The sequence below is a fragment of the Paenarthrobacter sp. NPDC058040 genome, from assembly GCF_042885775.1.
Classification (GTDB): Bacteria; Actinomycetota; Actinomycetes; order Actinomycetales; family Micrococcaceae; genus Arthrobacter.
Window position 1 is genome coordinate 130,626 of record NZ_JBHVRN010000006.1, and the last position, 21,265, is coordinate 151,890.

The following is a 21,265-nucleotide window of genomic DNA, read 5'->3' on the forward strand; positions in this document are numbered from 1 at the left end:
TTGAAGCTCTCTTACTTATCGTACGGATTTGACGAACATAACGGCGATGGATGCCGCGCTACTGATGGCTATTACCAGTGCGTACAGCCAACCGAAGCCTGCGAAGGCGACGACGCTGCCCGCGATGACCGGTGCGATGACCTGCGGCCCGGCGTTGGCGATATTGAGGATTCCGAGGTCGCGCCCCGCGTCCTCAAGCTTTGGGATCACCAGCGTCACGAGCGCACCATCTACCGAAACGTAGGAGCCGAAGCCGAAGCCGAGCAGGCACATTCCGATGACTGCTCCCGTCTCGTTCGGAACGAGCATCAGGACCAGCGCAGCCGGGATGAAAAGCAGCGAGGAACCGATCACGAACGGCTTCATCCGGTGGAACTTGTCGGCGAGGATTCCGCCCGTGATAGCGGAGACGATCAGGAGCAGGGTACTGATCGGTACGATCACCGTTCCATTGAGCGTCGTTGCTGCGTCGATGGTACCTTCGCCTACCCTGAACCAGTCACGCAGCGCATAAAGTGCGAGCCCGGTGGCGAGACCGTAGCCGAGGAAGGCAAGGAAGCGGCCAATGAACACCCACCAGAAGTCTGGTGCGGTCCGGAACCCGGGCAGCCTTGTCTTCTCTGCCTTGACTCCTTTGACGATCGTGGGAGGTGTGAAGTCTCGAGTGAAGAACGCGAACACGGCGCCGATCACAACGAGCTGCAGGGCAAAGATGACGTAAGCCAGGCTTACGCCAGCCAGGTTGCCGATGACCGCGCCGACTCCCACGCCCACCAATGCCGCCATTCCATTAACCGCTGTCAGACGGGCGCGGATCCGCACTGGAACGCGTTCCGGTACCACAGCGGCCGCAGCCGCCTGGTAGCCGTTCAGCGGGATCAGGGCGAGAGCCCACGCGATTGTGAGGACGATCGCGTTGGGTGCGAAGGCGGTTGCGAGTAGCGTCACCGCGCTCACAATCGCGCCCCCTAGGATCCAGATGTTGCGGCGCCCGAGGAAGCGGATACGGGTGCGGTCGGAGAGCAGACCGACGATCGGAGTGAAGACGACAGAGGAGATCGCGCCGATGGTGAGAACGAGTCCAAGAGTCCCTGCTTGCGCCGACGCGTCAGGTACAAAGGCATTGACCTGCCGAGCAAGAAGCGCCTGAAGTACCCCGCCCCAGATGATCGATACGCTCAGCAACGCCAGTGGGAGAAGGAACCACAGCCGTCGCTGCATGGTCGTGGGACCATCGCTCGGAGCAAGCTGGCCCGTAACCGACGCTGCCTCGCCAGTGATGGGCAGCGGCGTCCGAGGAATGATCGGGATGTCATGCGTCTTTGCCATGGCGGGTCCTTCTGCGTTGAAGTGATTTCCTGAAAGGGAATTAAATTCCCATTCGGGAAATGTATGCTGTGTTGAGCAAGGATGTCAAGAGCAAACGGAGGTGCAATGTCAGTGGAGGAAGGGCCGCTGCAGGAATCACCCGAGACCGCATCGTCGCCGCGGCCCGTACGATCGAGCCGAGCTCGTTGGCCATGCAAGCGGTGGCAACCGAACTCGGCGTCGATCGAAAGGCAACCACTTACCACGTCACAGACCGCGAGCATATGCTTCCCTTGCTGCCCGTCGACGCGTTCAAGACTCGCTTCCGGAGCACGAACATCGCCCCAAGAGCAACTTGGGACGAGGCGCTGGCGGCATACGCAAGTTCCGTAGCGAATAGCCTCATCGCCTCCGGTTCAGTGGGGGCTACTTTCGGCTTGCGGGCAAAACGGACTTCGGTATGGTCGAGCCGGCCTAGGTCGTGCTTAAGTAGATGACCGACGTGGGCTTCCGTGAGGAGGATGCCGGGCACGCCTTGTCGATGATGACCAATCTTGAAATGGGATTCGCCCGGGACGTCATCCTCAACAGCGACCCCGACGGCCACCCACAACAGCCTGAACTTCACCGCGTGCTGGACGTTTCCGGAACCGAAAAACTCAGGGTACTGCGCCATTTGTACGCGTCCGGGTTCAGCACCTACGACGATAGGCAGTTCGAATTCCTCGTTCGCGCCACCATCAGCGGCCTGCGGGCATTGCAAGTGGACGAGCCACAGCCTGTTGGGTCAGCTCCGCCACTCCGAAATTTGCCTGGATGAGGCCGCATCACGGCCATGGGTTCCATAGAGTCGCTAGTTTTCTGCTGTCCCCGCCAGGTAAGGCCCGGCGGTCGGGCTAATGTCGGGTCCACCCCTTATGTAGCGAGTTCCGCTACGATCGGCGGCGTAAGCCGATACCCTTATCGCTGTGGCCAGAGCCTTCAGCGCCTTCCATCGGAGGTCTCATCGCGTGAATTCCAGAGTTCAATCAAGCGCGAGCCACCGCGCCGAAGCCCTCAAAGAACGGGTATATGTTACCTTCACAGGTTTGGCCGTTGTTCTTGCCTTGGCCTCCCACTCGGAAGCACTCATGCCAGGTGAAGCGGCCTCAACGCTGGCCATCACGGTCGTAGGCACACTGCTGGCGGTATTCGTTGCTGATCTTGTCTCCTACCTCGCCGTGCACGCAAAGACGCCGACCCGGTCTGAACTGTCGAAGATGGTGCGTGTCAGCTTTGGGGCGTTTGGGGCGATCGTTTTGCCGCTGATCTTTATTGCTGTGGCGGCCGTGGGCCGGTGGAGTATTGAAACTGCGTTGCGCGCCTCGACCATCGCGCTGATCGTGTCTCTGGTCCTAATCGGCTACCTCGCGGTTCGTCGGGTGAAGATGTCCTGGTGGCAGAGGTTGATCGCTTTGGGGGCTGAATGTGCCTTGGGTGCGGCGGTCGTCGGCCTCGAACTGCTCGCGCATGGCTGAAGCCCTGATCTCATATCCCGTGCTACCGATTTGAAAGCATCAAGCCTGTTTCTCGGGCTCTCGGGAAGCTCAGGACCGCCTCTACACCGCTCTCAACCGGGCTAAAGCGACCTCGGGTAATTCGACGATGCCGTTGGGAACAGCTGGTGGGCTGGGGGCCTTCCTGATTGAGCCTGGGTGGAACGGGAGAGGAACGACCCCAGGATATTGCCGCGATTTTCACCGATCATGTGGATTATCACGAGAGTCCGTTCGAGAGTGACTGGAACTGGCCGGGGTCCGATCATCGGGGGCTGGTGAAACTGCTGGAACTGGCAGCAGGGCCGTGGGAGCAGGCTGGTGGCCTCCCTAAGAGACACGGAGCAACACACCCATAAGATTCCCACGGCGAAGCCACGCCCGGCAGACGATGCCGCCATACTGGTGCGCCCGGAGTCGTGCTGAACGCCCAGCCGCTCGGAAATGGCTCCGGGCAGCTGGGCGTCGTCTATTTGATGATGAAGTTGGCTTTGAGCTGCGAACCGTCGCCTGCGGTCATGGTGACCTGCAGACAGCTGCCCGGCTTCTTCGGGGTTTGCCATTTCTGAATGAACTGCCCTTCCTGGTAGCTGAGCTGGGACCCACCGGTGGTCAGGAATTCAATCTCCTCGACGAGAACGCTGTTGCCGGGGCATTGGACCTGGGTTGCGATGAAGCTCTTCACCTTCGAGGGGTCGGTTATCTCGATGCCGTGATCGAACATTTTGAACTTGAGGGGAACGGTGCTGCCGCCCTTGACGCTGTTCCAGACGTTGCCCATGTCCACGGGTGCGGTGAAGCCCTGCAGGATCCAGGGCGCCGCTTTCCGCGTGACCTTTATGACGTAGCTGCCGAAGTCGCCGGGGTAGGAGCTGGCTGCCACGTCGATGGTGTTCTCGCCGTCTTGGAGGTCCACGGTGGCTTCGGTCGTTCCTGCCGGAATAGCCGTGCCGTTGACCTGGACCTGTTGGCCGGTCCAGCCGGCCTGCCAGGTCAGTTTGATGCTGCGAACAGAGGATTCCAGTTCGGTGCCGAGCTGATAGGGGACGTCGTCGCCTTGCCGCTCGGGGGTGAATCCGGGGTTGAGTTCATACCCGCTGACGGCCAAGTTCCTTAGCTGCGTAGATTGGTTGCGGTTGATCCGTGAGATCGCGATCGTGTAGGTCTCGGTGGTGCCGTCTTCGGCAGTGACAACCACGGGCACGTTGGTCCCGATGACCGAATCATTGGGTAAGCCCTCGTTCAGGGTGACTTCGACGGCTTGGTTGGTGGGTGTGCCGTTGATTCCGGTCTTTGCAAAGGCGCTTCCGGCGCTGGCGGACAGGGAGACGGTGGTGGTGTAAGGGTCCACTGTTCCGGAGTACGTGTGGCCGTCCGCCGAGGCAGTCAGGCCGATGTCGCCGTCGTGAGTTTGTGCCGTTACCGAGCCGAGCGAGGTGTCGCTGTAGTTGAACGGGGTGCCGGTGTTGACGCGGAAGTAGTCCAGCAGCAGGTTTCCGACGTTGGTGCCGTTGATGAAGAAGCTGAAGTAGTCCAGGTCATCCACCAGGGTTCGCAGCGGCTGGTTGGTCAGGGCGGGGGTGTCCATGTTGTCGATGTAGAAGTCGAAGGTTCCGGCGTCGAGGTTGACGACGTTGCGGATGGTGTACCACTGGCCGGTTTTGTAGTCTGCGACGTTCCTGAGGGAGCTGGAGCCGGTCACGTTGTGCGTGATGATCTTGCCGTTGGAAAATCCGAAGGTGGCTGACGGGTTGGTGGATGAGGCCGGGTTGGTGGCATTCCAGCTCGATTCCGTGAAGGAGTACATAGCCAGTTGATTCGGGGTGCCGTTGGTCGAGGTGCGTTGGACGCGGGCTTCGATGGTGACTGTTCCGGTGAGGTTCTGCTCGATGGCGTTGTGCACCGCGAGGGTGGCCGAGGTGCTGCTGGTTTTGGCGATCTTGAGGTATTTGTTCCCCGACCGTGCGGGGTCCTCTTCGATGCTGATGGTTCCGGCGGCGTCGGCCGTTTTGGCCAGCAGCGCGCCGTCGGCTGTGCCGGTGAAGGCGCCGGTGGTTTCGTTGTCGAAGGTTTCGTTGATCGTGTAGTGGGTGTTGCCTGGGGTGGCCGAGAGGGTCAGGTTGGTGGTTGTGGTCCGGGCCGCCTGGATGGTCACGTCAGGCTGGGTAGCCGTTTCGTAGCCTGCCTTGGTGGCCGTGACGGTGTAGCCATTCCCGGCGGGAATGTTGTTGATTGCGTAAACGCCCGATGTGTCGGTGGTGGTGTGGGCCAGTTGTTCAGTCCCTTTGGAGATGGTGACCGTGGCACCGGTGAGACCGGCGCGTGAGGTCTTGACCGTGCCAGTGAGGGTTCCGGTTGTGGTGGTCGTGGCGCCGAGGGTCAGGGGTGCGTTGAGTGTTTGGCGATCTGAGAGTGTGACGGTGACCGGGGTGCCGTTGGAGTATCCGTTGGCTGATGGGGTGAGGGTGTAGGTGCCGGCGGATGCTTCGATGGCGTAGCGGCCACGGCTGTCGCTGGTAGCGGTGGAGGATCCGTAGGCAACGGCGGCTCCGGGGACGGCCTGGCCGTAGCTGTCGGCGATGATGCCTGTCACGACGGCGGAGCCGTGGGGTGGTTGGTACGAGGCGGGGCCGATGGTTGGCCGTGTGGTGATGTTGTGCCCGAAGAAATCCGTGCCCATCGGGAGTTGGCTTCCGGAACCGTTACCGGTGATGGCGAATCCCTTGGCGATGGCTGCGACGTCCACCGGGTTTCCGGCGCTGATCAGGGATGAAGCGCCCGATGCCGGGGCCGCGTTGAGGATGTCGTCGGCGGGGTTGCCGCCGAGCTTGGGGTCGCTCGTGGTGGCGGTGGCGTCAGCGGCGGGGGGCGTGACTTTGGGTCCGTAGTAGGAGTTGTTGCTGAAGTGGACGCCGGGGAATTCGGCGCGGAAGGCGGCTGCGTTGATGTCTTGGCGGGTGTTGTAGAAGACGTTGTTGAAGACGTAGTGGGGGTTCTTCTCCACGAGGTAGCTGGCGGCGCTGCCGGAGGATTCGAAGAAGCCGACGGTGTTGTTCTTTGCCGGTTGTTGGGTGTTGTACATGAGGTTGTTGTAGATCAGGTTCACGCCGGAGTCCCCGTGGGGGTTGATGTAGTTCTTGTCGACGTCCTGGATGACGTTGTAGCGGACGATCGCGGTGCTGAAGCTGAAGCCGCAGAGCAGGATGCCTTCGCCGGAGTTGTGGACGTAGTTCCCTTGGATGAGGATGTTGGAGGTGCCGCGGTCCGGGTCGATGCCGTTCGAGTCGGCGGCGTTGGCGCGCATTTCCACTTCGGCGACTTCGTTGTTTTGCACGACGACGTTATCCGCGTAGTACATTTCGATGCCGGAGACGCCGGTGCCATCGATCAGGTTGTTGCTGACCGTGGCGCGTTGGACGCTGGTCAGGTAGAGGGAGTCCCAGCCGTATTGGGTGTTTCGGTTGGTCAGGTAGTTGTCCGAGATGTCGATGTTGGTGTGTGGTCGCCAGTCCGGGTCTTCGGTGATGGTTCCATCGGCGGCGGCCTTGGCGGCAGCCCGGTCACCCCAGCCTGGTTTGACGTCCTTGTATCGGTTTTCACCCATGCCGGAGAACTGCTTGAACATGATGTTCGCGAACGCGGTATTGGCGACGTAGTTGTTCCGGATCGAGACATCCGTGTACTGGGACGCGGTGGTCGCGTTGCCTTTGAGCCCTTCGAAGAGGATACCGCCGGTCCGTTTGGAACGGTCGAGTCCAGAGTTGCCGATGGACCACATGACGCCGCTGACGTCGTGGATGAAGACGTTGTGGATGTCGTAGCCGCTAAGGGTTCCAGCGTTTTCGGCCTGCACGTGGATCCCGCGCAGGTCGCCGGTCTTCGGGTTCTCTTCGCCGGGTTTGAGTCCCGCGTTGGCGCCTGGTTCGAACTTCGAGGCGTTGAACCCGTCGGTGACGTTGCTGATCTCGAGGTTGGAGATGTCCCAGTGCTGCTGATTGGTCAACTGCAGCACGTCGTTGACCACGCCGCGCCCATTCAGTTCCGGCGCGGCCCCTGTCCCGTAGCTTGAAATAACGATGGGGTGCTCGGCGGTGCCGGATCCCTTGGGTGCGAGCAGCGAGCTCGGGGCCGGCCCGGCGACGTCGGTGGCTACGCCGTTGTCCCATTGGGTGTAGTCGTACGCTTCCTTGGCCACTTGGGTCCCTTCGGCGGACCAGGAGCTCCCGGCCCTGAGCAGGATCCGGTCGCCCGGGGCGAAGGCTTTGGTATTGACGTTCGTGAAGCTTTTCCATGCAGTGGTCGGTGTGGTTCCGGTGGCGGTGTCGCTGCCGCCCGCGGAATCAACGTAATAGGTGACGCCGGTGCCGGCCGGGGCGCCCGCGTCCGTTACTGCGAGTTCTTTTGCCGCAAAAATTGCGCGGCCCTCGGCCTGCAAGGCGGCCTTGCTGGTGAAGCCCGCGAACGACGGCGGCACGGGCGGCGCGTCGGCGGCCGCGCCCGGTGGGGTGAACGCCACCATGGTGCTGGCAAGGATGGCTGTGGCGGCTGCGGCGGCGCCGCATTTCCTGAAAACCGTGAGTGGGGACTTCATTGTTCCTCCGTGGTTGTCTGGCTGTGGTGGTGTGGTGGCAGGGGTCGGGGCTCGACGGCGTTGCCGGCAAGAATGCGGGCCTCCGCCTTGGTGGTGGGTCAAGGCGAAGGCCCGGTTCAGGACGTCGGTCGTGGATCAGGATAGGGAGCTCTTGGCTTCGTCGACTGCTTTCTTGGCTGCGTCCTGCGGTGACATGCGCTGGAAGTGCACTTCGGAGGTGTAACGGGTCAGGACTTCGGTGACGGCACTGGATCCTGCCGGTGGAACAGGAACGGCGTCGCCGAGTTCCATGGAGATTTCGTCGATGAATTTGGCGGTTGCTGCATCGGCGGCGCTAAGTTTGGGCGTGATGGCCGCGCGGACGTCGGAGTTGGCGGGGATGCCACGGTCCGCGAGCCCGATTTCGCCGGCGTTGGTGTTGTTGACCAGGAAATCGACGAGCTTTTGTGCCTCGGCGGGGTGCCTGCTTCGGGAGCTGGCGGACCAGAATTGGCTGGACTTGTAATACTGCTCAGCGTCGGCGGCGTTGCCCTTGGTGCTCGGTGGGCGGAGGATCTCCAGGTTCTGCCCGGAAGCCTTGCTCAGTGCGCCCAACTGGTTGGACCAGTAAAAGGCCATGGCGAAGTGGTTGGTCGCCAAGCCCTGCTGGTCCACCGAGGCGCTGGCGTCCTCGGTCATGACCGATGCCGGGGGAACGGCCTTGGAATCGCGGAGTTTGGCCTGGTACTCGAACCATTGCTTGAGGTCGGACTCATCGAAGCCCAGCTTCCCGTCGCCGGTGAAAAGGGCTTTGCCGTGCTGGCGCAGCCACAGGTTCACCTGGGCATCCAGGCTCAACGGTCCGGAGCCGTAAACGTTCCCGCCCCTTTTGGCGGTGATGTCGGCAGCAATCTTGTCGTAGTCGTCCCAAGTCCATGTCGTGTCATTCGGCAGCGAGACACCTGCGGCAGCGAACAGTGAAGGGTTGGCCAGCACGACCTGGGCATTGATGCCTGCGGTGACGGCGTATTGCTTGCCATCGATCTTGCCGGCATCGGCAACGGCCTGGTCGAACTTCGACTGGTCCACGCTCTTGAGGTCCAGGAGGGCGCCGCGGTCAGCGTACTCGCCGAGGTAGGAGGCATCCATTTGAATGACATCGGGCGCTGCCTGCGACGCAACTTGGGTGGCCAGCTTGTCCCAGTAGCCGGACCAGTCGCCATATTCGCCCTCAACCTTGATGTTGGGGTTCTCGGCCTCGAATTCTTCAATGAGTTGCTGGGTCATCTTGTGGCGGGAGTCCGAACCCCACCACGACATGCGCAAAGTGACCGATCCGTCCGAGGCCGGCTGGGAAGATCCTCCTCCACAACCGGTCAAGCCGAGCGCCAAGACGGCGGCAGCGGCGGCGAGTTTGAGTATCGATTTTTGGGCGCGAAACACCATCGTTTGTCCTAGGGTAGGGGCTTTTCTTCGAGGCTAGAAAGCGGTTTCTCACAGAGTAAATGTGAGCCGCAGCACCCGTCAAGCGCACGTTCACTTTTTTCTTGGCGCACGTGCGCTTTCTTTTCAAGGCAGGCTTTGAAGCGTTCGGCCGATCAGTGGAGAATCGATGGCAGAATGGTCCGTACTGACGATCCAGGAAATGAGGGGTGCGCGGCATGGGGGAAGCCCAACCGAAGCGCAGGGCCACCATCATGGAAGTGGCCCAAATGGCGGGAGTCTCCCACCAAACCGTCTCCCGCTACTTCCGCGCCAATGCCGGCATGAAGCAGGCGACGCGGGAACGGATCCGCGACGCCGTCGCGGACCTCAACTATCGTCCGAATCTGGCAGCCCGGGCCATGCGAGGTGGCCGCACCGGACGCCTTGGAGTGTTGCTGCCCAGTGGCACGTCCATCAGCTCCCTGGAGGTATTGCATGGAGCCACGTCCGCAGCCCACGCAGCTGGCTACGTCGCCGACGTCATCATCCTCGACGGTGTACCGGATGTGCGGAGGGACCGTGCCGTCGAGCTCGTCCACTCCGGGCTGTTCGATGGGCTGGTGTCCTTCACGCCACTCGATCTGGGCGACGCTGCTGATGGAGGCAGCCCCATCACAGTTCTACCCGTTTATGACCACGAACTGAGAAGCATCGGCGGACTGGCCGACGGCTCCACCATTGCGGACATCATCACCGCCTTGGCGGCCATGGGTCACCGGACGTTCATGCACCTGGGCGGCGACTATCGCCACACATCCGCACGCAGCCGACGAGACACCTACGAGGACACCATCAAGGCCATGGGGCTGGAAAGCTATGGAGTGGTGGACTGCGAATGGTCAGCGGAGGCCGCCCGGGGTGCCGTCGCCCAGCTCCCGGAGGACAGTGGGGTAACGGCAATCATCGGCGCCGATGACGTCCTCGCCGCCGGTGCCATTCGCGGAGCCTTGGACCGCGGGTGGCGCGTGCCGGACGACGTCAGTGTTACCGGTTGGGATAACAACCGCGTCGCCGCCGCCATGGCACCGTCCCTGACCACCGTCGCTGTGGACCATGAACGCCTCGGAAGCCGCGGCATGAGTGAGCTCCTGGTATTGATGCGTTCTGGGGCGCTGCCTGAGCCCGAGGGTACTTTGACGACCGTTGTCTGGCGGGAGTCGACGGCGCCACCTCGCCGGCTCGACCAAGGCTGAATGCCGGGGCACTCGGCAATCCGCATGGTTTCGAAGGTGCACCCAATTCAGGGCATATCGAGGTGGGTTCGGTAGGCGGTGTTTTTGTTCGTGTTCCAGCCGGCGATGATGCCAGCGCCGAGCATGTGGTCGGTGAGGCGTGCGAAGCGATAGCCGGGGTCGGCGTCGAGGGCGAGTTGGAGGTATTGGTGGGCTTTGGATCCTCGGCCTTCCCACCAGTTGATGTAGCCGATGGCGGTGAGGATAGGTGCCGCGTGCTCTGGGGCTGTGAGGGTGTAGGTGTGGGTGAGGAGTTGTTTGGCCCATCCGATCCTGGACCAGTCCGGTGCGGTGGTGGTTTGGGCGAAAAGGATGTGTTCGGGTGGTTCGTCGATGCCGGGGATGTCGGCCATGAGCTGGTCCCGGATGTGCGGGAACTGATAGTAGGCGATGAGCTTCAGGACGTCCTGATCGGTGGGATAGTCCTTGGTTCTGAGCATGCCGTTCCAGAGCTCGTGCGCGTCCTCGGTGGCTGCCGCCGGCGGCCAGTCCGTGATGGCCTTCATGTGGCGTTCGACGGCGGCCGCGTCCTCCCGCCTGTGGGTCGCCGTGGGGAGGGTGATGTGGTTGGTGGGTGCGATGCTGCTGCCGTGGTAGATGAATTCTGCGTTGACCTGTGAGTATTCGGTGTTGCTGACAGGGATGGCGATGTTCTCACCGGGGCGGGTGTCGTAGGGGGAGTAGGTGGTGTTGGTGACGTAGATGCCGTCGCGGATGGTGATGCCCTCGGCTGCGAGCACTCCGGTGAGGGCTGCGATGGTGGCGCGGTGTGGTCTTGCCTCGCCTGGTTCTGGGCGTTCACTGGTGTAGAGGGCGAAGACGATGCCGTTGGCTCGTTCGTCGCTAGTGAGATAGGCGGCGACGGTTCGGGCGAAGTGGACCTCCAGGCCTGGTTGTTTGGGGAGGTCGATGCGGAGGGTGGCGCCGACTTTTTCTTTGTCGAGTGTGATGCAGACGAGGCTTTCTTGTGGCCAGAACCCGAGGGTGTGGCCGATGAAGCTGAGCAGGTCGGCGGGGTCCTTGATGGTGAGCGCATTCATGGTCAGGTCTCCTCTTGCATTTTGGCTGTTGCTGTTAGGCCCCGCTCTGCTAAGGGCTTCAGCCATCCATGGACGCTAGACCTAACCCTCACCATGATCGGTTTGCGTCGACTTTGGGTTCGAGCGCGCGAGACGATTGTTGTGCCAGCGTCGAGGATGCAGCGAAACCCTGGGAGCGGGGCGCAGTCATTACGGTCACCTTGATGCGGCGCTTGCGAACGGGCCCGTTGGGTTGTTGGACACCCCCAGTTTTAGTGTGGCCGTCGCCTCTGAAATCCGCTGAGGGGGCATAGTGACGGTTACTCCAAGAGCACTGCTGCAAAGCTCTCCGTGGCGTCATCCATGCGGAGGCAATTTCTCGACACGCTATCGACGAAAACGACCGGCCCGGTGTTCAGAGTCCGTCGCCACATATTCTTGGGAGGCACCTGGAAACGCTGGGTACAGAGAGGATTTTGGGGATGGCGCTCCTACCCGGCATCAACTTCCGTGATATCCGTTCCTGGGGCAATCCGCCATCTCAAGCGGGAGGCTTTGAGGAACTGGTCTCGCAGCTAATGCGTGAGGGCCTTATCGGCTTTCCGACGGGGACGCGATTTGAGCGCTTTGGCAACCCGGACGGCGGTCGGGAAGGCCGAGCCCTCTTGCCCAACGGCGAGATATGGGCATGGCAGACCAAATTCTTCTTCCAACTCGATTCTGCGGAGTTCGCGGCCATTGGGGAATCTATCAAGCGGACGCTCGATCGGGAGCCAACCCTTACGAAGTATCTTGTCGTCTTGCCATACGATCGGCCGGCAGGCGATACCGCCCGGTCGAAGAGCGCGCACACTAAGTGGAGCGAGCACGTGGAGAAGTGGACTGCGGACGCGGCGGCCATCGGTCGCGAAGTATTGTTTGAATACGTTGGAGAGTCGGAACTCCATCACTTCTTGAGCCAGCCCGACCAGGTCGGACGCCTGCGGTACTGGTTTGATCTTGATGGCTTCTCTCTGCTCGACTTTGAGCGAATTGCAGCCGAATGCGTGGCGTCTGCTGGTCCCCGTTACACACCCGAACTCAACGTTGTGCTGCCGCTGTCTGAAGCGTTCGAGGGCTTGGGCCGCACAATAGGCCTTCAGTCTCTAGTCCGCGAGCAACTCGCGGCCCTCCGCAGATCTCGCCGCAATGGTTTCACTATTCCTGACGAACACCGGGACGAGTTCAGCGACGCGATTACACTTGCGGACGCCGCACTGGACCACGTTGACGGGCTTCTGGAGACTGCTCGAGATGTTGCGCTTAACCCTCAAATCAACTTGCCCGATGTCAGTGTCGCACTTCAGGCCGCAAAGACGCATCTGTGGACGCTGGCCCGGTTGCTGTCAGAGCATTCCGAACGCGACGGGTTTTACTATGACAAGGCTGCGAGTCTTCACTCGCGAGTCAGGGAAATAGCGTCTGCGCTGCAGGGCATAGAACGATTCAGCCGGAGCCGCGGGTGGCAGCATTCCTCGGACTCAACGCTGTTGATTGAGGGTACCGGGGGTTCAGGCAAAACCCATCTCTTGTGCGATCTGGCGAGCCAGAGAACGCAGAAGGGCCTGCCCACGCTGATTGCTTTGGGCGAGCACTTTCAATCAGGGTCCGTCGAGGCGGAGCTTGGACGCATTGTTGGGTTCAACGGGGCGGCGAGCCAGCTCCTCGCGACATTTAGCGTCGCATGTGAATCTCTTGGGGAGGTCGGGTTCATAATCATCGATGCGCTCAATGAGTCAGAAGACCGCCGGATCTGGACGCGGCACCTGGCCAGTTTCCTTGACCGGGCCAGGGCTTTTCCCAATCTGAGGGTCGTAATGTCTTGCCGCACGGAGTTCCTGGCGGACACCATTCCCGAGCATGTCCTCGAGAAACTGGCAAGCGAGGTGCATGAAGGATTCGCTGAGGTCGCTGACACCGCCATTGTGGAGTTCCTTGGCTGGTACGACATTGAAGTACCGTCGTTCCCTCTGCTGGATCTCGAGTTTACCAACCCTCTTTTCCTCAAGTTGCTGTGTACTGCCTTGCAAAGGAGCGGTGCCAGAAGTTTTCCTCGGACGGGCCTCGGGCTGAGCTGGACTTACGACATCCTGCTGGAGTCGGTTAATCGCACCCTGAGTAATCCGGATCGCTGCGACTATGATTCCGAGGACGCACTCGTCCAGGCGGCCGTCAGGAATATTGCCCTCGCAATGCGCGATCAGGGACGGTTCCTGCCGAGGGCAACCGCCAGCAAGATCATTGAGACCTCCCTGCCAGACCGTAGCTGGAGCAGCAGCCTGCTACGAGGATTACTCCACGAAGGAATCTTCACTGAGTCGCAATCGAGCGATGGGGCCTCGATCAGGTTTGCCTACGAACGTCTAGGTGATACTGCGATAGCGCGCCTGATTTGCAGTGCCGACTCCGTTGAGACCATTGAACGGTGCCAAAAAATGGCATCACGGTGGTACTCGCACGCTGGGGAGCTGGATGCGCTGGCGACGATCCTTCCTGAGGTGCACGGTGTTGAACTGTTGGACGCCGTGAAGGATACTTCCAACTCCATTCAATACGAGCTGAGCACAGGGTTTCTGCAAAGCCTCGCGTGGAGGTCGCGGTCCGCCCTAAACGAGCGCACCAGGGAAATCGCTCTTTCACTGTGGAAGAGTGAGGTTTACTCGCACGAAGCCATGACTGCTCTGCTCCGAGTGGCGACGATTCCGGACCATGCCACCAATGCCCTTTGGCTTCATGACGTGCTGTTCGATTGCGGTCTTCCGGATCGGGATGCGACGTGGACTCAATACTGCAACGCGGAGCCGGGCGAGCGTGCACCCCTGCAGAAACTGATTTCGTGGGCCTGGTCGCCGGCTGCCAAATCAGCAGACGACGACGCGAGGCTCCTCACGGCCCACGTTCTGGCTTGGGCGTTAGTATCCAGCCATCGCCCGACCCGGGACAATGCCACGAAAGCGCTTCTTTCGGTGCTGGAGGCGGCCCCAGCCCTTGTCGGTACCGTTCTCAACGCCTTCCGCGACGTCAATGACCCATACGTTGAGGAGAGACTGTTGGCGGCAGCCTGTGGTCTAAGCCTGAGGACTCGGGAGACAGCGGCCGTCTTTCTGGTCGCTGAGGCAGTATTCGACTACACCGTCGGACGGGGCTATTGGCCCGTGCATATCTTCTCGAGGGACTACGCCCGGCGTGTCTTGGATAGGGCTCTGGACTTGGGTTGGGAGTCCCCGAAAACTACCCTCCGCGACGTGGTTTGCCCGCCATACGAGTCCAAGTGGCCGGCATCCGTGCGATCGGCGGAAGAAATCAGAGAGATGACGGGCCCCCCGGATTACGCGTACTCCACCATAGGCGTGATGTCGTCCTTCGACGACTTCCGGAAGTACGTCATTGACACGTCCCTGAGGAATGTTGATCTTCCAGCGGATGTGGATAACGGCCTTGTTTCCCGGCTTATTTTCGACCGGGTGCTAGACCTTGGGTGGACCCCAGAACGTTTCTTAGAACTTGACAAGGCCGTCTCATGGCAGCCTTCGTCTGAAAACAGGATCGAACGGATCGGAAAGAAGTACCAGTGGATCGCGTACTTCGAAACATTGGGACGGATTCTCGACCGTTATCCGCTGGACTCCCGATCAAACGATGACAAGCGGACAGAGTATCAGCGTCCGATTGATGTGCGGGCGCCCGACATAGACCCGAGCGTTCTTCTCAAGGCCCAGGAAAATAGATCATTCAGGGATAGCGAGAAGTCTTGGTTCGCGCCTGTTTCGCCTGAGTTTCCGTCATACCTCGACCCGCAGTGGCCAGTAGACGACGCGTCCATGCCAAACATTGAGACCCTCATGATGGTGACAAGGCCCGAGGACGGCACCAAATGGATCCTGTTGGAGGGAAATTTCAGTTGGACCCAGCCGCTGCCACCGGAGGAGGCCGCGCTCGAACCATCTCGGCATCAGATTTGGATTCAGGTGGATTCGTACCTGATCGACGCCGAGAAGCTGCCCGAGCTGTTGGACTGGGCCGCCAACCTCGATTCCCAAGCGGATGTGCCGACAAGCAGTGATCCATACGGCCTTTTCTTGGCGGATCACCCCTACGGATCGGCGTGGCCGGAAGTATCCACTCGCGACGGATGGGATCGTCGGAGGGTCCCAGTCCCGATCGAGATCACCACCACTAATTACAGTGGCACCAGCGGGGAGTGGGACCAGTCAGAGAGCCGCCATCTGTCCGGAATAATCCCCTCGACGGCCATATGCAAACTACTTGGCGTCGCGCAGCTAGAGGAGTTCCGTTGGGGGACTAGGGCGGACGGCTTCATCATTGAAAACTTCTCCGTCCGGAACGAAGGCCCAAACACAGCGCACATGAAGATCTCCAGCGTGGTCACGATGCTTCAGCAACACTCCAAAGCGCTTTTTTGGACCGTCAGAGCGGCCAAGGAGACAGTCGAACGCGACTACAGCCTGCCCCGGGATGGAATACCAGTGCGGCGCACCTACCTCGGATTCTATTCATTGGACGGATCCACCTTCGTGTCCCACCCAGGACGCTCCGAAACACATCACAGCGGGGGTGGGACCGTCTCGTCCGAACGTGCCTGGCCCGAGAAGAGCGTCGTGATCGACGACTTCCCAGAAGCCTAATAGTGCCAGGCAACGAGGTCCGTGGAGAGTCAGATGCGAAAGTGAACCGGATCAGCTCGATGTCTGTCTCCGCAGTTTGCGCCAGCTCAGACACCTGCGCGCCGTCGTCCACAGAAACCGAGGCTCCTGAACCCAGCATGGTCTGGACCTCATTAGGGATCCAGCCGTGTTCGAAGTCCTCCTCACGATGCGGAAATAAGCTGCCAGGGTTCCCAATGGTGTCTGGTTGTAGGGACAAGAGAAAGCCAAGGAGCACCGATCCTGACCTTGGCGTCGTAGTGCGGCGGTCAGGCGGCCTGGAGCTGGTTCGGGTCTGCGGATCCGGTGCGCCGAGGCTGTGCCGTTCACGGATAGAGTGTCAGACGATGAGCCTTACTTCCCTTCTCCGGGACCCGCAGTCGCCGGAGCGTGCCTACCTGGACCGCATTTCACCGGCCCTTGAAGCTTCGGGCGGTCACAGCGACGGGGCCCGTGCCGCCGCCGAGGCGCTTGGCTTGCCACAGCTTGCCAGCAGCGTGACGGTGGTGTCACCGTTCCCGGGGGCCGAGCCTCGGCTGGCCGGCACTGCCTTCGACTTCCGCGCCCGGATCGAGCTGGGCGGCTTCAACCCCCGCCAGTCCGTGGCGGCCGACGGCGTTGCACTTCTGGATGTGCTAACCCCCATCATCGACAATGGCGGCCACCGCACTCGGGTCCTTGCTCAAGCCTTCGATGTGGCGACCACACTGCTACAGGAACCCTCCAACCACCTGGACCTTGACAGGGCGGCAATTCTGCTGGCGCACTGCGAGCAGGTGGCGCGGACGGGCGCCACGGCAATCAACGGCGCATTGGGAGGCGCATGTGACCGGGCCGTCGACGGACAGGCATTGGCCGATGGCGTGGATCCGGGCCTGCTGGCAAACCTCAGATCGTTGGTGGCCTCGAACGGTGACCAGTTGGAAGCCTGGCAGGAGCAGATCGCCGCGGGCGTCCGCTACGAACCCAACCCGCAGTTCGCTGGCTCCCGTCTCGTCGGTGGCGCCGATGCCGACTGGATGATCGGGCAGACACTCATCGACTGTAAGGTCTACAGCGTCCTGACGATCAGCAAGCTCAGGGACTTCCTGCGCCAGCTGCTCGGCTACGTCATGCTCGACACCGATGACAGCCTCGAAATCCGCAGCGTCGGCATCTGGCTCCCACGCCAGCGGCTGATGCCCACGTGGAGCCTCACCCACCTCCTGGGCGGGGACGCTGGAGAATTGCTGCCATCCTTGCGGGAAGGGTTCATCAAGGCGACGGCAAAGACGCAGCTTGCCTGGCATGAACCGATACCGGAGAGGCGCCTACACCAGTATCTCGCCGATAACCGCCACACGCCGTTCCATATTCTGGAGAACCTGGCATCGAACGAGGACCCGGACCTCCTTCGACGCACGGGACGGAACGAGTCAACACCCGAGCCCATCGTACGGATGCTGGCCAGTGATGCCCGCTGGCAGGTCCGCCAGGGGGTTGCCACCAACAGGAAGGCGCCTGAGGAGGTGCTGGAGGCCCTGTCTCAGGATCGCAGCATCGCGGTAAGACGGGCCGCAGCAGCGAATCCCCGCGCTCCGCGGCCACCCTTGAAGGCTGTGACGGCTGGCGTTAGCGGACACGGCGACAAGGATCTTAAGGCGGCTCACGCTCCAAGCGCCCTAGTCAGGTCGGAGGATGTTGAGATGCGAGCGGACACTGCGCTCGACCCGAGCCGGGTCCACATCAACCAAGACCGGGACGAATCCGTCCTGGCAACGCCCTGGTTCTCGGACTTTCTCCGCACAGTTGTGTGGGGAAACCCCGAGTTGCCGATACCCCGGGAGAGCTATCGCTGGGGCTGGCAATCAGGCCGTACTCTCCGGGTGGAGGAGTGGATGCATGCCGGTCTCCCTGACGACGTCCTGACCGACCTGCTTCGTCCGGACCGCCCCGCCTGGGTGCGGGGCGCGGCAGCAGGCGAAGTTTCGCTCTCAGACCCGGTCATGCGGTCAAAGCTGCTCAACGACCCCGATCCTGGGATTCGCTGGTCAACTCTCAAGCGTTCGGGCAGCTCAGAAGGCGAAGACCTGACCGCACTCCTCGCCGGCATCGGGGCATCCCGGGAAGAGAGGCTGCGGTTCCGCACCTCAGGGCTCGGCGCCCGGCGTGAGTGGCCATACACCGCGGCCGAGTTCGAGCACCAAACACTGTGTGTCATTGCCGTGCACCCGGCGACCCCCTACAGCACGCTGCTGCCCCTGATGGACGACTCACGACCAGAGGTCATTGCCAGCCTAATTGAAAACCCGACCCTGAAGACCGAGGACCGGGACCGACTCGTTGGATCACTGCAGGCCAGGAGATCGGCGTCGGTCCGTGCGATGCTCGCATCGCTGAACTCCGCTCCTGCGACGGCCTTGAACGACTTGGCATCGGACAGAGATCCCGAGGTCCGAGTGGCGGTAGCACAGCATCACGCGACGCCGACGTCCGCCCTCGTGCGCCTGGCAGGGGACCCTCAGCGCGCCGTGCAGTTGGCGGTACTGAAGAACCCTGCCAGTACCCAAGAACTGGCCAGATCCGTCTCCGAATCCCTGCTGCAGGCTGACCTTGATGAGGACCTGCACGAAGTGCTCGAAGTTATACGTGAACGGGTGGACATCGGTGTGCCGCACAGTGTCGTCGAAGGCGCCCTGGACAGGCTCTCGAAGAGTCGACGGCGGGACCCGGACATGCGCCTGGTGGTCGCTGGTGATGAACGCGCGGGAGAGAAGACTCTGACACGCCTCTGCCGAAGCACGGATGACAGCGTTCGCCGGGAAGTTGCATCAAATCCAAGCGCTTCTGACGCCGTGATAGAGCAGCTCGCAAGAGACGCCGAGGCAAGCGTGCGGGCGGCCGCAGCTGCCAACCCGCGAACGCCCATGCCGGTTCTCGAACGGCTTGCCTCCGACCAGGAGCCGCGCGTCCGAGCCAAGGTGGCCGGGAACCATAATCTTCCGCAAATCGTCCTGGTTCGCCTGCTCAACGACTCAGTGGACAGTGTCAGGACTCCAGCCCTAGAAAACCCTGCAGCGCCCGAGGACCTCGTAAGGGATGTGAAAGCCGAACAAGAACGATCCCTGGAGCAGATCCGACCAAGTCGTGCGGCTCTGGAGCAGAAAGTCGCGCATAAGAAGGCGGAGGTGCGCATGAGCGTCGCGTTCAGCCCGGCCGCCGACGCCGACCTGCTAACGATGCTCGGGGGCGAACTGAGGAGCTCCCATGTGCGCAGCGCCGTGGCGGCCAACCCGAACACTCCTGTCGCCGTCTTGCGCGCACTTGCCGGCGACGACAACGACCAGGTCCGTCAGGCAGTCGCCTTCAACGGTGCCACACCAGCCGATCTACTCATTGATCTTGCAGGCAACAGAGTCGACCTCGCAGTTCTGGTAGCGATGAACCCCGACGTCCCCCAGGACGTCCTTTGCGCCCTGAGCCAGGACAGCAATCCACTAGTCCGGTTCGTTGCCAGAGGCTACCTGCAGTCCCGCCGTGTCCTGAGCATCGAGAAGACCCCCACCGAACGGGCATTAGACAGTGGGCTAGACCAAACCGTCTGCGAGGAGGGGTCTGCGGACGTTTGAAGGACTGGCCGCCCGTCACCCCGCGATGATCGGACAGCCGGTCAACGGGCGGCGGTCGGGGTGGGCCCATGCATGGGTCCGCGGAGTCCGTCTCTGGCGATCGCAGGACCTTCTGTTCTTGGGGCAGGGGATAGTTCGAACGAAGGAGGGCAGCGGCCCGGCTCAATGTGTCCGAGATCTAGTTCGTCCGCGCCGGGTCAGACGTCATTCTTAGCTGCGCGTCGGCGTCGAGGATGACTATGAGAATTCCGAGCACATGGACCAGGCCCGGCTTTCTGGATGGGTGAGTTTCAAGTACTTCTTGAACTCGGCAAAGCTCGGGAAGTCCTCTGGTCTGTACAACATGAGGATCTGTCGTGGCTGATTGGGCGCCAGCTGCGCTGAAAGACTCGAGCTGGCGGCTCTACCTAGATGTCCTGCAAGGGTGGGTGTCGTTGAAACTGGTCATACTGGGTGACTCTTGGCAGGGTGCCTCGCTTTCCCGCTCGCAAAGCTGACGGCGGCAAAGCGAGAACGGCCCTACCAGTAGATGGCGATAATCTCCGTGTCGAGCAGTCGAGAAGACTCTGGCCGATCAATGGATGGAGGATTGGTTGCGGCCGGTGAATCAATCCCGAGCAGCCCAAGCCCGGTCTCTCTTCGAACGCGTTCACGATGGACAGATGCCTCGTCCGACGGAATGTTGACCTCCAGAGTGTCCTTGAAATAGTCTTCGATGCTTCTGAATGCAGAGCGCTGCGCAGATGCCGATACATCGGTGACATCTAGTGCTGTTACGAAGTCGTACATTTCTGTGGTCTTGCGCGCCTTCAGATTCGGACAGTGCTGCAAGAGCAGCTGTTTTGCGTAACTGGTCAGGGCGGCACTGAATATACGGTGTGCCGCAGTGGCGTCACCGGACGGTTGTGAGGCTGCAAGGTCGATACTGCCAATCGCCCCGATCTGCCGGGACAGTTCTGGGCTGATCTCGTGGAAAAGGCCTTGCAGCTTGACAGGCATCCATTCATTCTGCAGCCCGCTCCTGCCGACTCGACAGAGCATCGTAAAGCGGGAGTTGGAAAAGAGGACGCGACGGAGGTCTTTCCAGTAGCTTTGCTGTTCTGTGACTCCAACGACTTCGATGGGCAGGCCGTGGAGCTTGGAGTGTTCGGCAAGCTTTCGGGGAACGATCAGCTCAACACCATCTTCGACAACAACGACGTGACTTACGACGTGGGCCCGGATGGGCACGAGTCCTACGAGGAGTCGCTGAAGGATCTTGTTTGCAGGGTCGATCTCGCCAATGGTCTTTGCAGTTCCGGGGTTCGCAACCAACCCCGGAGAGTCCTTGGAGATCTCGGCGATCTCTGTGAACATCGCGCTCATCTTGTAGATGGGATCGGCGGAGAGCTCGACTTCGACTTCGAGAAGTGAACCACGAGGGAGCGCGACAGGTTTCCGCGATGCTGTGTGCTTGATCAGTTTCGTCTCAGATGACGTTTGGACTTCATTCGACCGCCCGGATTCAACCGACAGCACGAGCTGATCTTCAACGAGCCCGAGAAAATCTCTGAATCGTGACTGCACGATTGCTTTACGCGTGGTCTGAACATTCTGGGTACTCGTCGTCTGGAAGCGAGAGCCAACCTCAGCCTTAAGCGCCAGGTTCGAACCGGTGATCTTGCTATTCAGTTCTACCTGCTCGGCATACGTATCTGCCCGAGTGACCTGGTCCTTTTCCTCACCATCTTGGGACGCGAGCAGGCTTCGGAGCGTCATCTCATCGAGATAGACAAACTCGCGCAACGGAACGCTTGATGGGTGCT

General features: G+C 61.2%; 10 protein-coding genes. 5 read left to right on the forward strand and 5 right to left on the reverse strand.

The window, feature by feature from the left end; all coding sequences use genetic code 11:
• Positions 1–15: 15 nt before the first annotated feature.
• Positions 16–1,329, reverse strand: a complete 1,314-nt coding sequence (locus ACFVSJ_RS09895) for an MFS transporter (protein ID WP_387436387.1) — start codon at positions 1,327–1,329, stop codon at positions 16–18.
• 472 nt (positions 1,330–1,801) lie between these two features.
• On the opposite strand from ACFVSJ_RS09895, the gene ACFVSJ_RS09900 reads away from it, so the two are divergent.
• Positions 1,802–2,128 (forward strand): hypothetical protein, encoded by a 327-nt coding sequence (locus ACFVSJ_RS09900; protein WP_387436389.1) that lies wholly within the window; start codon positions 1,802–1,804, stop codon positions 2,126–2,128.
• Positions 2,129–2,318: 190 nt separating this feature from the next.
• Entirely contained in the window at positions 2,319–2,825 is a 507-nt protein-coding gene (locus ACFVSJ_RS09905; protein ID WP_387436391.1) for a hypothetical protein, read from the forward strand.
• A 487-nt stretch (positions 2,826–3,312) separates the two neighbouring features.
• Here the strand turns inward: ACFVSJ_RS09905 and ACFVSJ_RS09910 are convergent, their stop codons facing one another.
• Both ACFVSJ_RS09910 and ACFVSJ_RS09915 read right to left on the reverse strand, forming a co-directional pair.
• Entirely contained in the window at positions 3,313–7,434 is a 4,122-nt protein-coding gene (locus tag ACFVSJ_RS09910; protein WP_387436393.1) for a PxKF domain-containing protein, read from the reverse strand.
• Between the two features lie 135 nt (positions 7,435–7,569).
• A complete protein-coding gene (locus tag ACFVSJ_RS09915; RefSeq protein ID WP_387436395.1) occupies positions 7,570–8,859 on the reverse strand; it encodes an ABC transporter substrate-binding protein in 1,290 nt (429 codons plus the stop codon).
• Positions 8,860–9,074: 215 nt separating this feature from the next.
• Between ACFVSJ_RS09915 and ACFVSJ_RS09920 the strand changes: the two genes are divergently transcribed.
• The gene (locus ACFVSJ_RS09920) at positions 9,075–10,091 is read left to right on the forward strand and encodes a LacI family DNA-binding transcriptional regulator (protein WP_387436397.1); all 1,017 of its coding nucleotides are present in this window, start codon (positions 9,075–9,077) and stop codon (positions 10,089–10,091) included.
• Positions 10,092–10,138: 47 nt separating this feature from the next.
• On the opposite strand, the gene ACFVSJ_RS09925 is transcribed toward ACFVSJ_RS09920, so the two are convergent.
• Positions 10,139–11,170, reverse strand: a complete 1,032-nt coding sequence (locus ACFVSJ_RS09925; RefSeq protein WP_387436399.1) for a DUF4192 domain-containing protein — start codon at positions 11,168–11,170, stop codon at positions 10,139–10,141.
• A gap of 461 nt (positions 11,171–11,631) precedes the next feature.
• Between ACFVSJ_RS09925 and ACFVSJ_RS09930 the strand changes: the two genes are divergently transcribed.
• Positions 11,632–15,834, forward strand: a complete 4,203-nt coding sequence (locus ACFVSJ_RS09930) for an NACHT domain-containing protein (protein WP_387436401.1) — start codon at positions 11,632–11,634, stop codon at positions 15,832–15,834.
• A gap of 365 nt (positions 15,835–16,199) precedes the next feature.
• Positions 16,200–19,460: a hypothetical protein gene (locus ACFVSJ_RS09935; RefSeq protein WP_387436403.1), complete on the forward strand. Its 3,261-nt coding sequence runs from the start codon at positions 16,200–16,202 to the stop codon at positions 19,458–19,460.
• A gap of 519 nt (positions 19,461–19,979) precedes the next feature.
• On the opposite strand, the gene ACFVSJ_RS09940 is transcribed toward ACFVSJ_RS09935, so the two are convergent.
• A complete protein-coding gene (locus tag ACFVSJ_RS09940) occupies positions 19,980–21,245 on the reverse strand; it encodes a hypothetical protein (RefSeq protein ID WP_387436405.1) in 1,266 nt (421 codons plus the stop codon).
• Positions 21,246–21,265 lie beyond the last annotated feature (20 nt).

Coding starts and splice junctions, on each gene's coding strand:
- ACFVSJ_RS09915 (WP_387436395.1), bottom strand. CDS start 8,859: ATGGTGTTTCGCGCCCAAAAATCGATACTCAAACTCGCCGCCGCTGCC.
- ACFVSJ_RS09895 (WP_387436387.1), bottom strand. CDS start 1,329: ATGGCAAAGACGCATGACATCCCGATCATTCCTCGGACGCCGCTGCCC.
- ACFVSJ_RS09920 (WP_387436397.1), top strand. CDS start 9,075: ATGGGGGAAGCCCAACCGAAGCGCAGGGCCACCATCATGGAAGTGGCC.
- ACFVSJ_RS09930 (WP_387436401.1), top strand. CDS start 11,632: ATGGCGCTCCTACCCGGCATCAACTTCCGTGATATCCGTTCCTGGGGC.
- ACFVSJ_RS09900 (WP_387436389.1), top strand. CDS start 1,802: ATGACCGACGTGGGCTTCCGTGAGGAGGATGCCGGGCACGCCTTGTCG.
- ACFVSJ_RS09935 (WP_387436403.1), top strand. CDS start 16,200: ATGAGCCTTACTTCCCTTCTCCGGGACCCGCAGTCGCCGGAGCGTGCC.
- ACFVSJ_RS09925 (WP_387436399.1), bottom strand. CDS start 11,170: ATGAATGCGCTCACCATCAAGGACCCCGCCGACCTGCTCAGCTTCATC.
- ACFVSJ_RS09910 (WP_387436393.1), bottom strand. CDS start 7,434: ATGAAGTCCCCACTCACGGTTTTCAGGAAATGCGGCGCCGCCGCAGCC.